At 74.2% G+C, this 13,279-nt stretch carries 12 protein-coding genes; 8 read left to right on the top strand and 4 right to left on the bottom strand.

The annotated features are described in order from the left end of the window. Positions 1–123: 123 nt before the first annotated feature. Genes ACWDBE_RS00855 through ACWDBE_RS00845 form a run of 3 tightly spaced genes read left to right on the top strand, consistent with a single transcriptional unit; the run spans position 124 to position 4,148 of the window. Positions 124–1,617 (top strand): Y4yA family PLP-dependent enzyme, encoded by a 1,494-nt coding sequence (locus ACWDBE_RS00855; protein WP_449806717.1) that lies wholly within the window; start codon positions 124–126, stop codon positions 1,615–1,617. After that, the gene (locus ACWDBE_RS00850) at positions 1,614–2,948 is read left to right on the top strand and encodes a pyridoxal-phosphate dependent enzyme (protein WP_449806716.1); all 1,335 of its coding nucleotides are present in this window, start codon (positions 1,614–1,616) and stop codon (positions 2,946–2,948) included. Before ACWDBE_RS00855 ends, ACWDBE_RS00850 begins: the two co-directional genes overlap by 4 nt. Before the next feature lie 12 nt (positions 2,949–2,960). After that, positions 2,961–4,148: an aminotransferase class V-fold PLP-dependent enzyme gene (locus tag ACWDBE_RS00845; RefSeq protein WP_449806715.1), complete on the top strand. Its 1,188-nt coding sequence runs from the start codon at positions 2,961–2,963 to the stop codon at positions 4,146–4,148. A gap of 12 nt (positions 4,149–4,160) precedes the next feature. Here the strand turns inward: ACWDBE_RS00845 and ACWDBE_RS00840 are convergent, their stop codons facing one another. Then, positions 4,161–4,874, bottom strand: coding sequence for an AfsR/SARP family transcriptional regulator (locus tag ACWDBE_RS00840; protein WP_449806714.1), 714 nt, complete (start codon positions 4,872–4,874; stop codon positions 4,161–4,163). Positions 4,875–5,391: 517 nt separating this feature from the next. Here ACWDBE_RS00840 and ACWDBE_RS00835 point away from each other — a divergent pair. The 5 genes from ACWDBE_RS00835 to ACWDBE_RS00815 all read left to right on the top strand — a co-directional run bounded on the left by ACWDBE_RS00835 (position 5,392) and on the right by ACWDBE_RS00815 (position 9,211). Next, positions 5,392–7,917, top strand: coding sequence for a cyanobactin maturation protease PatG family protein (locus ACWDBE_RS00835; protein WP_449806713.1), 2,526 nt, complete (start codon positions 5,392–5,394; stop codon positions 7,915–7,917). Between the two features lie 68 nt (positions 7,918–7,985). Continuing rightward, positions 7,986–8,168, top strand: a complete 183-nt coding sequence (locus ACWDBE_RS00830) for a hypothetical protein (RefSeq protein ID WP_449806712.1) — start codon at positions 7,986–7,988, stop codon at positions 8,166–8,168. Between the two features lie 82 nt (positions 8,169–8,250). Continuing rightward, a complete protein-coding gene (locus ACWDBE_RS00825) occupies positions 8,251–8,445 on the top strand; it encodes a hypothetical protein (protein ID WP_449806711.1) in 195 nt (64 codons plus the stop codon). Positions 8,446–8,557: 112 nt separating this feature from the next. Further along, a complete protein-coding gene (locus ACWDBE_RS00820) occupies positions 8,558–8,908 on the top strand; it encodes a hypothetical protein (RefSeq protein ID WP_449806710.1) in 351 nt (116 codons plus the stop codon). Positions 8,909–9,010: 102 nt separating this feature from the next. Continuing rightward, positions 9,011–9,211 carry a hypothetical protein gene (locus tag ACWDBE_RS00815; protein WP_449806709.1) on the top strand — a complete coding sequence of 67 codons (201 nt, stop codon included), beginning with the start codon at positions 9,011–9,013 and terminating at the stop codon, positions 9,209–9,211. 85 nt (positions 9,212–9,296) lie between these two features. On the opposite strand, the gene ACWDBE_RS00810 is transcribed toward ACWDBE_RS00815, so the two are convergent. The 3 genes from ACWDBE_RS00810 to ACWDBE_RS00800 all read right to left on the bottom strand — a co-directional run bounded on the left by ACWDBE_RS00810 (position 9,297) and on the right by ACWDBE_RS00800 (position 13,125). After that, on the bottom strand, positions 9,297–10,142 hold the full coding sequence (locus ACWDBE_RS00810; RefSeq protein ID WP_449806708.1) for a PIG-L family deacetylase: 846 nt from the start codon (positions 10,140–10,142) through the stop codon (positions 9,297–9,299). Between the two features lie 78 nt (positions 10,143–10,220). After that, positions 10,221–10,880 (bottom strand): hypothetical protein, encoded by a 660-nt coding sequence (locus ACWDBE_RS00805; protein WP_449806707.1) that lies wholly within the window; start codon positions 10,878–10,880, stop codon positions 10,221–10,223. A 400-nt stretch (positions 10,881–11,280) separates the two neighbouring features. Continuing rightward, the gene (locus tag ACWDBE_RS00800; RefSeq protein WP_449806706.1) at positions 11,281–13,125 is read right to left on the bottom strand and encodes an nSTAND1 domain-containing NTPase; all 1,845 of its coding nucleotides are present in this window, start codon (positions 13,123–13,125) and stop codon (positions 11,281–11,283) included. Positions 13,126–13,279: the final 154 nt, after the last annotated feature.

The raw sequence follows: 13,279 nt of genomic DNA, 5'->3' as shown, positions 1-13,279 counted from the left end.
GTGTCCGACCGCCCGCGCGCCACACCGACGCGCGGACCGCCGGGGGGACGAGGGCCGACACGGGGCAGCCTGTCGGCGGCTGCGGCCCCCGCACGCCGACTTCTCAGGGAGAGCTGGTTTCGCATGCGGCCCTTACCGCTGTATCTCGAACCACGACTGGAGGCCCCGCTCCGATCCCTCCTGCAGGAACGCGACCTCCTGCACACGCTGACCGACGCCCTGGGCTCCCCCCTCAACCTGCTCCTGCCCGAACAGATCGCGGACAACCTGGCCCGCTTCCAGGCCGTCTACCGCAAGCACCACCTCACCGGCCGGATCCACTTCGCCCACAAGGCGAACCGCTCCAGCGCCCTCGTCCGCCGGCTCGCCGCCACCGAGGCCGGACTGGACGTCGCCTCGCTCGCCGAACTCCAGCACGTGCTCGGGGCCGGCTGCGCACCCGACCGGATCATGGCGACCGGGCCGAAGAACCGCGAGTACCTCTGGCTGGCGGCCCGCACCGGCGTCACCGTCCACCTGGACTCCCGCGCCGAACTCGACGAGCTGGCCGACCTGGTGCGCAAGCACGCCCTGCCCCCGGTGCGCGTCATGCCGCGGCTGTCCGGCTTCCGGGCGCCGGGCGTCACCGTGCTCACCCGGCCGAGCCGCTTCGGCACCGACGTCGCCGAACTGGACGAGCTGCTCGACGCGCTGGAACGCCACCGCGACGCCGTCGAGACCACCGGCGTCGCCTACCACCTGGACACCACCGGCATCGCGGAGAAGGCCGCCGCCCTGGAAACCTGCATCACGGTGATGAACGAGTGCCGGCGCCGCGGCCTGCACCCCCGCACCATCGACATCGGCGGCGGGTTCGGGGTCGACTACCTGGCCGACGCCGCCCAGTGGGAGCGGTACACCACCGAGCTGGCCGACGCCGTCCTGGGCCGGCGCCCCCCGCTCACCTGGCAGGGCCACGGCTACGGGCTGCGCGCCGAGGCCGGCCGGCTGCGCGGCGCCCTCGGCCTCTACCCGGCGCACCGCCCGGTGGCCGCCGAGGCCTACCTGGACGAGCTGCTCTCCCACCCGGCGCCCACCCTCGGACGGCCGCTCGGCACCCTGCTGCTGGAGAACCTGTACGACCTGGCGGTGGAACCCGGCCGGGCCCTGGCCGACCAGTGCGGGGCGACGCTCGCCCGCGTCCTGGAGGTCCGGCACACACCGGCCGGCACGTGCCTCGTGCGACTGGAGGCGAACGCGCGGGACGTGGGCCTGGAGGAGCACGGGGTGCTGATGGACCCACTGCTGATCCCCCGACGGGGTACCCCGTCCGCGCCCGGCGGCCCGCCCGAGGAGCCGGTCGGGGTCCACCTGATCGGCAACCTCTGCCTGGAGACCGACCTGATCACCCGCCGGACGGTCTTCCTGCCCCGCCTCCCCGCCCCCGGCGACCTGCTCGCCTTCGCCAACACCGCGGGCTACCTGATGGACTTCGGCGCCGGCGAGGCGCTGCGCCAGCCCGTCGCGCGCAAGGTCGCCGCGTACCGGCAGGACGGCGCCTGGCGGTGGCGACTGGACGAGCAGTACTGGCCCGTCGACGTGGCGGCCGCAGGACACCGGGGGGACGGAAACGCATGAGGTACGACAGCATCACCGACGCGATCGGCAACACCCCGCTGGTCCGGATCGACCCGGCGGTCACCGGCCTGCGGCACGTCGACCTGTACGCCAAGCTGGAGCTGCTCAACCCGTTCGGCTCGGTCAAGGACCGCGCCGCCTGGAACATGACCCGCGAGGCCCTCCCCGGCGCCGTCGAGCGCGGCGAGACCATCGTGGAACTGTCCAGCGGCAACACCGCCAAGGCGCTCGCGCTGATCGCCGGCATGCACGGACTGCCGTTCAGGAGCGTCACCAACCGGATGAAGGTCCCCGAGATCAAGGACCTGCTCCTGCTGCTGGGCGCGGAGATCGAGGAGCTGCCCGGCCGCACCGAGTGCCTCGACCCGACCGACACCGACGACCCGCTCACCCGCATCCACCGGATGCTCTCCGAGACCGGCTCCGGCTACCTGCACACCGACCAGTACTACAGCCGGCTCAACCTCGACGCCCACCTCACCGGCACCGGCCCCGAGATCGTCCGGGACCTCGACGGCCGCGCCCCGGAGCACTTCATCGCCTGCGTCGGCACCGCCGGCTCGTCCACCGGCGTCGCCGCCGTGCTGCGCGCCCACGACCCGGGCGTGGAGGTGGTCGGACTCGTCGCCCACAAGTCCGACTTCATCCCGGGCATCCGCACCATCGACGAGGTGCACGAGGTCGGGCTGTTCGACCCGGCCACCTACGACTCCATCGCCACCGTGACCGCCGACCAGGCCATCGACGGCATGCTCACCCTGGCGCGCCGCTGCGGCCTGCCGGCCGGTCCGACCGGCGGCGGTGCCTTCTTCGGCGCGCTGCGCCACCTGCGCACCGTGGACGCCGAACTGGCCGAGCGGGGGACGGGCGAGCGGCACACCGCCGTCTTCATCGTCTGCGACCGGGTGGAGAGCTACCTGAGCTACATCCGCCGGCGCCGGCCGGAGCTGTTCAACCAGCCCGCCCGGCCGAACTCGGTGGGCACGGTGACCCCCGCCGAACTGGCCGCCGCCCGGGTCGTCGACGTCGACGCCGCACGGAAGTGGATCGCCGAGGAGCGCCCGCTGGTGGTCGACCTGCGCGGCCCCTTCGCCTACGCGGCGCTGCACATCGAGGGCTCGATCAACATCGTCGACGAGCTGTTCGACGAACTCCTGCACGGCGGCCTGCCGTTCGGCACCCACCAGCCGGTGCTGCTGGCCTGCCCGGTCGGCGAGAAGTCGGCCACGTACGCGGCGCTGCTCACCCGGATGGGACACCGGGACGCGCGCAGCCTGGCCGGCGGCATCATCGCCTGGCGCGACGCGGGCGCGCCGCTGGTCCGGGACTGAGCGGAGGCGGCCGTGACCACCCTTGACGAACTCCGTGACTGGCACCGCGGGCTGCGGGCACAGTTCCCCATCATCACCGGCAACCCCGAGCTGGCGTACCTGGACAGCGCGGCCACCTCGCAGAAGCCCCGGGCGGTGCTCGACACCGTCCAGCGCTACCTGACCACCGGCAACGCCAACGCCGGCCGCGGGACGTACACCTGGGCCAACGCCACCACCGCGCTGGTGGAACGCACCCGCGTGCGGGTCGCCCGCTTCCTGGGCGACCCGGCCCCGCAGCAGCGCTCCGGCGTCCACTTCGTCAGCGGCGCCACCGAGGGGCTGCGCGCGGTGGCCCTGGACTGGCTGCCCCGCCACCTGCGGGACGGCGACGAGATCATCGTGCCGTTCGCCGACCACCAGGCGAACGCCCTGCCCTGGCTGGAGGCGCAGCGGCTGCTGGCCCGCCAGGGCGTGCGGATCACGGTGCACGAGCTGCCGTACGACCCGGCCTCGCACGACTACGACCACCGCGCGCTGGCCGAACTCGTCACCGGGCGCACGGCGTTCGTCGCCGCCACCCATGTGCACCACGTGTACGGCGGCGACATGAACGTGCACCGCATCCGGGCCGCGGTGGGGCCCGGGGTGCCGATCTGCCTGGACGCCGCGCAGAGCGTCGGCCACCTGCCCGTGGACGTCGCCGCGCTGGACGTGGACTTCGTGGTCTTCTCCGGGCACAAGGCGATGGCCCTGCCCGGCACCGGCGCGGTCTGGGCCCGCAACACCCGGGGCCCGGCCTTCGCCCCCGGCGGCTGGAGCGGCACGCCCAACACCAGTGGGATCGCCGGGCTGGAGGCTGCCCTGGACTGGCTCGACGCCGCCGGGCCGGACCGCATCCGGCGGTGGAACACCGCCCTGGCCGCCCGGCTCACCGACGGGCTGCGGACCCTGGACCCGTACGAGGTCCTCGGCTGCCAGTCGAGCCTGGCCGCGGACTCCGCGGTCCAGCAGCGCGAGGGCATCGTCACCTTCCGGCACCGCGGGATCGGCTCCAACGACCTGGGCTTCGTCCTCGCCAGCCACGGCCTGATGGTGCGCTCCGACGGCCACTGCCAGGCGCGGGCCGGCGAGAGCGAGAGCTCGGTTCGGGTGAGCCTGCACGTCTACAACAGCCCGGAGGAGGTCGACCTGCTGCTCTCCGTCCTGCGCTCGCTCTAGGGACTCGCGCCGTCACATCCGCTGGAGGTTGCGCACCAGCCCGGTCATCTTCGGCGACGGGGCGACGTTGAGCTCCCGCTGCAGGAACGAGCGGTAGTGCTGGTAGGAGCGCAGCGCGCTGGCGAGGTTGCCCTCGGCGAGGTGCACCTCGACCACGATCCGGTGGGCTGTCTCCCGGACGGGGTCGATGGCGATCGCCGCCAGCGCGGCCTGAAGTGCCGGCAAGTAGCGTTCCGCGTCGCACAGTTGGTGGGCCAGGCTCTCCAGGGCGTACAGCCGCAGCTGGTCCCAGCGCTCGCGCTCCAGGGTGAGCCACTCCTCCTCCCAGCCCGGCAGCAGTTCGGCGGAGAGGTCGTCCACGAGGTCGTCGCAGCCGGCCGGCAACCGGTCCGCGCCGGCCACGACCCGTTGCGCGGAGCGGCGCGCGGAGCGCAGGTCCACCCGGACCACCGGTGCGAGGCGCAGCCACTGCCCGGGGCTCTCGATCGGGATGGCCCGGCCGCGCCGCCGCGCGTGGTAGAGCGCCGTGCGCAGGTTCGCGGCCGCGCGGTACTGGGTGCAGTCCGGCCAGAGCCGTTCGGCGGCGGCGCCGCGCTGGACGCCGTCGTCGTGCAGGGCGAGGAAGGCCAGCAGGTGCTGCGCGCCCACCGGGAGGGAGACGCAGTGCCCCGCGTCGGTGGCCTCGAAGCCCCGCAGCAGTTCGATGCTCGGACCGTCCCACAACACACCCCCACTCTGCCGCGCCGCGCCGTCACCCGCACCCGTTCGGGCGTGCACCGGTTGCGGCCGAGGCCTGTCACCGCCGTGTCCGTACGGCCCCGGCCCGGCGTCGCGCGGATGTCGCACGGACGTTGCGGCGGCATCGCGGTGATGCCGCGGTGACGTCGCGGAGGCGTCACGGCCGTCGTCGCCGACCGTCACGACCGTGCCCCCGGCCGACCGGTCGACACCCGAATGGGCCGCCGCCGAACGGGTGTTGGAGGCGGCTGCCGTTTCACCGCGGACGCCCGGACCGGTCCACGGGCTGGCCGACGGTCACCGTCCGTGCATCCACCGGCCCGTGGCACGGAGCACGGCAGGGGTGGCTTCACCACGGGGACGCGACGCGCCCGCGACGGCACCGGCCCGCCGACCGTGACGCTCCCCGGTACACCCGGGCGACGCCCGGCCCGTTGACTGGCACCACCTGCCGCCCCGGTGGAGCGCACCCGACGCCCCGCCCGACACCGGAAAGGCGATGCCCATGAAGGCCCGATCGGTGCTGCGCGACGTCCGCGCCCCCGAGGACGAACTCCTCGGCGACCCGGCGGTGTGCATCGCGGTCCTGGACGGTCCCGTCGACCTGTCGCACCCCTGTTTCGAGGGCGCGGACCTCACCCGGCTGGACACGCTCGTCGCCGAACCGGCCGGCTCCGGCCCGATGTCGCTGCACGGCACCCATGTCGCGGGCCTGCTCTTCGGTCGGCCGGACGGCCCGCTGGCCGGGATCGCCCCGCGCTGCCGCGGACTGGTCCTGCCGGTCTTCACGGACGCGGGCGAGGGGCGGGTGCCCCAACTCGACCTGGCCAGGGCCGTCGAACGCGCCGTGCAGGAGGGCGCCCACGTCATCAACATCAGCGGGGGCGAGATCGGCCGGGGCACCGAGCCGGAGCCCATGCTGGCGAAGGCGCTGCGGCTGTGCGACGAGCGCGGGGTCCTGGTGGTCGCGGCCGTCGGCAACGACGGCTGCGACTGCGCCCAGGTGCCGGCCGCCACCCCGACGGTGCTCGCCGTCGGCGCGGCCGGCCCCGACGGCGAGCCGCTGGACATCAGCAACTGGGGCTCCGCGTACGCCTCCCACGGCCTGCTCGCCCCCGGCCGCGACATCGAGGGCGCCGCCCCGGGCGGCGGTAGCGCGGCCCTCACCGGCAGCAGCTTCGCCACACCGCTGGTGTCCGGGGTCGCCGCCGTGCTGGTCGGCGCGCAGGTGCGGGCGGGGCGCACGCCCGACCCGCGGGCGGTCGGCCGGGCCCTGCTGCGGGGCGCACGCTCCGTGCCCTGTACACCCGCCGAGGCACCGGAGTGCCGGCGCCGGCTGGTCGGGCACCTGGACGCGGCCCGGGCGTACGAGCTGATCACCCGAGCGGAAGACCTGACGGACCGCCCGGTCCGCGCCGGAACCACGGCGGCGGCCACCCGCCGCGCCACCCTCTCCCCCGAGGTCGGGGTCGCCACGGTCGGCGCACCCTCACCAATCGGAACCTCCCCACACGACTCGCACGAGGGAGCCAGCACCATGGACACCCAGAGCGTTCCCGCCGCCACCCCCGAGGCCGTTCAAGCCGCCCAGCCCGCAGGGGCCGCGCAAGCGGCCCCTGCCGCGGCCCAGGCCGTGCCGGACCCCGAGGCCGTTCAGGCCTTCCTGGCCGCACAGAGCGCACCGTTCGAAGCCGTCACTCCGGCCGCAGCCGTCGCCGGGGTGACGGGCGCCACCGCCGCGGGCGCCCAACCCCCGAGCCCCGCCCCCGTCCCGCCGCCCGAAGCGGTGCACGCGCCCGCCCCGGCCATGCCCCCGCCGCCAGTCGGCGCCACGGCGCTCGGGCAGGCCCCGGCGGCCCCCTGCGCGTGCCAGGGCGGCGGGCCGTCGACGACCGGGCTGTCGGGTGCCGGGCCGTCGATGGCGGGGCCGCCGGGCGGCTCACCCGCGGGCGGCGGCGTCCGGCCCTCCTGCGCCTCCACCAACAACCGCCCACTGGTCTACGCGATCGGCGAGATCGGCGTGGACTTCCTCACCGAGGCCCGCCGGGACAGCTTCCGCCAGCTGATGCCGACCGTCCAGGTGCCCGACCCGGACCATGCGGGCGTGACGAAGGAGCAGCCCGCCAATCCCTACAGCGCCGAGCAGCTGCACGACTACCTGACCGCCAACCCGTGGGCCTCCGACAAGGTCACCTGGACGCTGAACCTGGACAGCACGCCGCTCTACGCGTTGGAGGCCGAACCCGCCGCGGGCATGGACTGGGCCAGCGACCCCCTCGTGTTCCTCGGGGCCACGAAGGCGGACGTGCAGGCGATGATCGACGACCACTCCAAGCTCGCGGACGCCCTGCTGGCGCTCGCCTCGCCCGCTCGCCCGGTCTCCACGGTCTACCGGTCGTTCCGGGACGCGTACTACGGCCAGCACCTCAAGCCGGACAAGGACGACCAGTACGCCTCCCGGATCTCGATACCCGGGCGGCTGACCGACCGGACCGTCCGGCTGTTCTCCGGGCAGGTCGTGCCCGTCATCGAGGTCAAGAGCCGTGGCATCTACATCTGGCGCCAGAAGCAGCTGGTGGACGCGGTGGTGAAGGCCGTCATGAAGCAGGCCCAGGACGATCACCTGACGGTCAACGAGGACTACGTCCGCAAGACCATCGACACCTTCCTCGACAAGCTCTACTACCAGTTCCGCAACCTCGGACAGACCTCCGCCGACCGGGCGCTCAACGCCGCCGGGACGAATGCCTACTCGATCGCCGGTCCGATCAGCAAGGCCATTCTGCTGGGCCAGACCGTCCCCAGCACCACGACGGCACCCAGCGAGCCGATCTCGCTCTACTGCATCGACACCATCACGGTCGAGAAGAGCCCGTACTGCCGCATGGGATCGGACTGCCAGGACGTGAAGGTGACGTTCTTCGACCCCGAGAACGACAGGCGTGCTCGGGTCTCCATGCTGTTCACGATGGACGTCAGCGACGAGTACCCCGTCACCCTGGCGCCGGCCCACCAGTTCCTGGAGAGCTGAACCCCCGACACCGCCGGCACCCACGCCGACGGAACGGCCCCACGCCACCCCTCAGGAGGAGGCGGATCATGAGAACCCCCGCACCTGCCCCCAGGATCGCGCCCAGACTGCCGGTCCTCGCCCCGCCGGTCCACAGGGACGGCCGGGACGACACCGGCCGCCTGCCCGACAACCCGGGCGCCGCACCGGCCCGGTCGGTCTGTGCCGACCTCCCCGGCCCGGCCCGGGGCATGTGCTACGCCGCCCTGTGACGCCCCGCCCCGACGGGCCCCGCCGAGGACGGAACGCGACCAAACGGAGTGCAACCGACACGACGAGAAGGGATGAGCAGAAATGACCAAGGAAGAATTCCGCGAGGAAGACCGGCGGGAGTGGTCCCCCACGCCGCAGCTCCCCAAGCTGGCCCCGCCGGTGGACCGCACCGGCCGCACCGGCGGCGCCCTGGGCACTTCCCCCGGTGTCGAGGCCGACATCAACTGGACGAACCTCCTCAAGGCCGGCGGCGGCCTGATCGAGTCGTTCCTCTGATGAGGCACCCCGCGCCGGCGCCGGGCCTCGAAGGTCCGGCGCCGGCCACCCCGCCCGGTGACGCGGCCACGCACGACCGGCCACCGGAGCACCGGACAGGAGAGACAGGACCATGTACGAGCAGCCGCCGCCCCAGGTGCCGCCGATCGACCGCACCCTGGGGTACGACGCCGACCTGAAGGTGGTCAAGGAAGTCGCCGACATCGACCCCAGCCCGCGAGGGAGACTGTCGTCCCTGAGCGTGAACCTCGGATTCATCGCCGGCCCCGAGCCGTCCGAGCCGGTGACCAACCCCGCCAAGGAGAGCGCGGCCACCGACGCGAACCCGGTCACGCAGATCATGGACGGCCCCGGTGGGCTCTACGGCCCCAGCTTCGCGGACCCGGCGCCCTGGGTCTGCGACGGTGCCCCCACCCCCGGCTGCATGCCGGCCCCGCCCCCCGTGATCGGAGGCTTCATCTGACCCTTGCCGGCCGTCCCGGACGGCTCCGCCCCGGGCCTGCGAGCAGGTCCGCCCCGGGCCGCCCGGCCGACGGAACCACCACCCACGAAGGGAAGAGCGACCATGACCATGGAAGACGTCCGCGAAGAGTACCGGGCATGGACCCCCACCCCGCAGCTCCCGACGCTCGCCCCGTCGATCGACCGCAGCGGCCGCGCCGGCGGGGCCCTGGGTGCTTCCCCCGGCGTCGAGGCCGACGCCTTCTGGGACACCGCGTTCAAGGTTCTCAGGACGGTGGCCCCGATAGCCCTGGCGGCGCTCTGACGGGATGCGCCCACGGGTACCACGTCCACGCCGTGCCGGCTGCGAGGCCCGCCCGCCTCGCAGCCGGCACACCGCTGCTCCGGGGTCAGCGCAGGCCGGCGAAGAGGTCGTTCTCGGGGACGGCCGCGCCGGTGGTGTCCTTGACCCGCACGAAGGTCTCCACGCCCATCAGTTCGGTGAACCGTTCCTTCCCCATCTTCAGGAAGAAGATGTTCTCGCCCTGGCTGGCGTGCGCGGCCAGGGCGTCGAACTTCCGGCCGCCGAACGCGGTGGTGTCCACCCAGGTGGTGATCTCCTCGTCCGGCAGGCCGATCTGCGACATGTCGGGCATCTCGGCCGCCTCCGCCGGGTCCGGCTCCTCCCAGTCCCCGCCGAACTCCCGCATGACCTCGCCGAAGCGCTGCATCGCCGAGCGCGGCGCCGTCGTCCAGTAGACCTTCGACGCCGGCTCCTCGACCAACTCCAGCGCCGCCATCGTGATCCGGTGGGCCTGGATGTGGTCGGGGTGGCCGTAGAACCCGTTCTCGTCGTAGGTGACGACCACGTCGGGCCGGTACCGCCGCATCAGTTCGGCGAGGCGGGCGGCGCCCTCCTCCACCGGCGTGCGCCAGAACGACCCGGGCGCGTCGTTGCTCGCCCAGCCCATCATCCCGGAGTCGGCGTAGTCCAGCAGCTCCAGGTGAGTGACCTTCAGCACCTCGCAGCTGGCATCCAGTTCCTGTCGGCGCATCGCGGCGACGGCCTCCGGGTCGTGCCCGGGCTCGCCCGGCTTGACCCCTCCCGGTCCGTCACCGCAGCGGCCGTCCGTACACGTGACGAGGACCGTGCGGACGCCCTCCGCCGCGTACCGGGCGAGGACACCCCCCGTCCCGGTGGCCTCGTCGTCGGGGTGGGCGTGCACCGCCATCAGCGTCAGGGGCCGGTCAGCCATGAGAATCCATCCTCCGGTGTGAAAAGTACTCGCCCCAGTCTGCGCCACCGCGAGGGGTGGTCGCTCCCGAAATCCCGCTCACCGACCGGGAAGGCCGCCGGCCACGGTCACGGGCAGGCCCGCCTCGATGCGGCTCTGCAGGCGGCCACCGTGGACACCCGGGGTGTCGAAGACGCCCTGGCCGTCGGGGTCGTCGTCGGCGCCGGCGCACAGGACCTCGCGCACCAGCACCGCCTCGGCGCCGGCGAGCGCCGGGTAGCCGGAGGCGAGGTAGGCGGGCGCCAGGACGGGGCCGTACAGGGTGCCCTCGACCAGATCGGGCTCGAATCCGGCGGACAGCACGGTGACCCGGGCGTGCAGGTCCCCGTGGAGCATGACCAGCTTGTCGGTCATGTTGCCGACGAAGGCCTCCACGTGGACGCTGCCGCGGACCAGCAACTTGGCGTCCCCCTCCAGGTAGACGGCGGCCGCCCGCAGGTCGCCGAGCACGATCAGCGCGGGGCAGCCGTCGTCGAGGTTGAGGACGGCGCCGCTGACGTCGAGGTCGCCGTCCACGACATAGCCGGTGCCGTACGGCTCGGTGGCGTCGAGATCGAGGTGCCCGTCGATCGACAGGGCGCCGGAGTGGACGTCGTACGACTCCTCGTAGAGGTTCTCGTACGAGGAGACGGGCAGGCCGCGACGCTCGAAGAGGGCCACGGACTCGTCCCAACTGTGCAACGTGGTAGCGATGTTCATGGGGCGAACTCTGCCACGCGGCACTGTCAGCCGAGCGCGGCCGGGCTCCGCCGCGGACGAGAGCGGCCCGTCGATCCGGGAGCGGCCGATCTCCTGCGGATCAATCGCCGGACCGGCTCCGGCCGACCGCGGCGTACCGGAATTCACCGGCCAGGCAGTCGAATTCGCCTTTCGAAGGGCCGGGATCGACTGTCGAACCGCCCGGACCACCACAACCGCGAAAGGACCGTGATCGGCACCGAATGGGCTCTCCCGACGCACCCGCGCGCGCCTCGCCCGTTGTTCGAATTCCGTTGTTCCGGCACTGATCAATACCCGTGTGACGCCCCCGGAGCCGGTCGGCGCGCGGGCCGGGTCGAAGGCCCCGCGGCCGCCCCTGGCGAAGGCCCCGGCCCGACGCTCACCACCGCCAGGCCCGGCGGATCCGGCTCCCGCCCGCCAGGGCCAGCAGCGCCCCGCCCGCCGCGGCGACCCCGGCCACCGCCAGGTTCTGCCGCTGCGCCCGGCGCCGGTCGGCGACGGCCGCCCGGGCCGAGGCGGCCAGGAAGGCCCGTTCGACCCCGGCCGTGGCCAGCTCCCCGGCCGCCACCCGCCGCATCAGCTGCTCCAACCGGCCGCCCCGGCAGAGCAGTTCCGGATCCCGGTCGGACGCCACCCAGCCCCGGGCCGCCGCCGAGAGCCTGCGCTGCTCCCCCAGCGCCTCGCGGCCCTCCGCCAACCAGCCGCGCAGCCTGGGCCAGGCCTGCGGCAGCGCGTGGTGGGACAACTCGACGGTGTCCCGGTCCACCACCACGAGCCGTGCCCGGACCAGCCGTTCCACCATCTCCGGCACCCCGGGGTCGTCGAACTCGGCCCGCCGGACCGGCTTGCGGGTGCCCTCGTCGCCGCCCGGCACCAGCGCGCCGCCCGACACCGGCCCGCCGCCGGGCCCCAGCCCCTCGCCCAGGCCCGGCACGCCACCGGCGGCCTCCTCGCCGGCACCGACCAACTCCCCGCCGAGCCGCAGGAACACCGACCGCGCCCGCGCCTGGTCGGACACGTCCAGCCCGTTGTACAGCGTCTCCGCCGTCCGGGCCAGCGCGCCCTCGAAGCCTCCGGTGGCCTGGAACCCGGCCAGGGTGAGCGCGTTGCCGCTGCGCCGCCGCCAGGTCTCCAGCAGCGCCGCGGACACCAGCGGGAGCGCGCCCGGCTGCTGCGCGGCGGTCGAGATGAGGACGGCCAGCAGCGCGCCCTCGACGGTACAGCCGGACCGTGCCGCCGGCTCGGTGATCGCCCGCCGCAGCTCGTCCGGCGCCGGACGCCCCACCGACAGCATCCCCTGCCGCCCGGCCGTCTCGGCCAGCCCCGGGTGCTCGGCGAGCAGTGGCCCGCACTGGTCCGAGCGGAGCACCAGCACCACCCGGCAGCGGGCGGGCGCCGCCGGCGGCAGGCCGTCCGGCGCCTCGCCAGGACCGCCCGTGGCGGTCGCCACCAGAGCGTCCAGGAAGCGCGCCCGCTCGGCGGCGTCCCGGCAGCGGGTGAGCAGCTGCTCGCCCTGGTCCACCACCAGCACCGGATCCCCGGCCGTCGCTCCCGCCCCGCCGCGCGCCGTGTCCCCGGCTCGCTGCCCGAGCCGGGCGAGGGCCAACGCGTACGCCTCCATCGGCCGTTCACCGGGGGTCAGCAGCGCCACCGGGACACCGCCGTCGGCCGGGGGCCGCTCCGCCCCGCCCCCGGCCGCCGGTCTCCCGGGATCCGCACCGGCGGCCGGAACCCCGCCGAGGCGGGCCAGTAACCCGGCTCTGACCAGCGAGGACTTGCCCGTCCCCGACGGCCCGGAGACGATCACCAGCCGCCGTTCGGTCAGCAGGGCGATCAGCCGCCCCAGCAGCGCCTCCCGGCCGAAGAACCGCTCGGCGTCGACGGCCTCGAACGCGGCCGCGCCCGGATAGGGGGCCCGTCCGACGTCCTGGGCGCGCCGCCGGGCCGCGGTCTCGGCGGCCAGCTCGGCGGCGAGCAGCTGCCAGCGGTGCTGCCACTCCCGCACGTCCCCGCCGCAGGCCTGCACGTAGGCGAGGGTGACCGCCAGGCTGGGCAGCCGCCGTCCTCCCGCCGCCACCGACAGACTGGCCGCCGAGCAGTGCGCGCGGAGGGCCAGTTGACGGTACGGCAGGCCTCCGGCCCGCTCCCGGAGGGCCCGCAGATCACCCGCGAAGCGCAGCAGCGGCCCGTCCCCGGGGTCAAGTGGACTTTCCCGACGCGGCACTACGGCCCCCTTCTCCGTTGAAGCGGTGTCCTGAAAACCTCGTGTGCCACACGCGCCACGCGCGCCGCGCGTGCCTCGCGGCCATCCCCCCCGTTGATTCATCATGCACAGGACCGTCGGCGTCAAACAATGGTGCGTGCGGGTCGGTTGTTCC

This window comes from Kitasatospora sp. NPDC001132, assembly GCF_053598415.1.
This window is presented reverse-complemented; position numbering and strand designations above follow the sequence as displayed.

Coding starts and splice junctions, on each gene's coding strand:
- ACWDBE_RS00855 (WP_449806717.1), top strand. CDS start 124: ATGCGGCCCTTACCGCTGTATCTCGAACCACGACTGGAGGCCCCGCTC.
- ACWDBE_RS00850 (WP_449806716.1), top strand. CDS start 1,614: ATGAGGTACGACAGCATCACCGACGCGATCGGCAACACCCCGCTGGTC.
- ACWDBE_RS00835 (WP_449806713.1), top strand. CDS start 5,392: ATGAAGGCCCGATCGGTGCTGCGCGACGTCCGCGCCCCCGAGGACGAA.
- ACWDBE_RS00830 (WP_449806712.1), top strand. CDS start 7,986: ATGAGAACCCCCGCACCTGCCCCCAGGATCGCGCCCAGACTGCCGGTC.
- ACWDBE_RS00825 (WP_449806711.1), top strand. CDS start 8,251: ATGACCAAGGAAGAATTCCGCGAGGAAGACCGGCGGGAGTGGTCCCCC.
- ACWDBE_RS00820 (WP_449806710.1), top strand. CDS start 8,558: ATGTACGAGCAGCCGCCGCCCCAGGTGCCGCCGATCGACCGCACCCTG.
- ACWDBE_RS00815 (WP_449806709.1), top strand. CDS start 9,011: ATGACCATGGAAGACGTCCGCGAAGAGTACCGGGCATGGACCCCCACC.
- ACWDBE_RS00810 (WP_449806708.1), bottom strand. CDS start 10,142: ATGGCTGACCGGCCCCTGACGCTGATGGCGGTGCACGCCCACCCCGAC.
- ACWDBE_RS00805 (WP_449806707.1), bottom strand. CDS start 10,880: ATGAACATCGCTACCACGTTGCACAGTTGGGACGAGTCCGTGGCCCTC.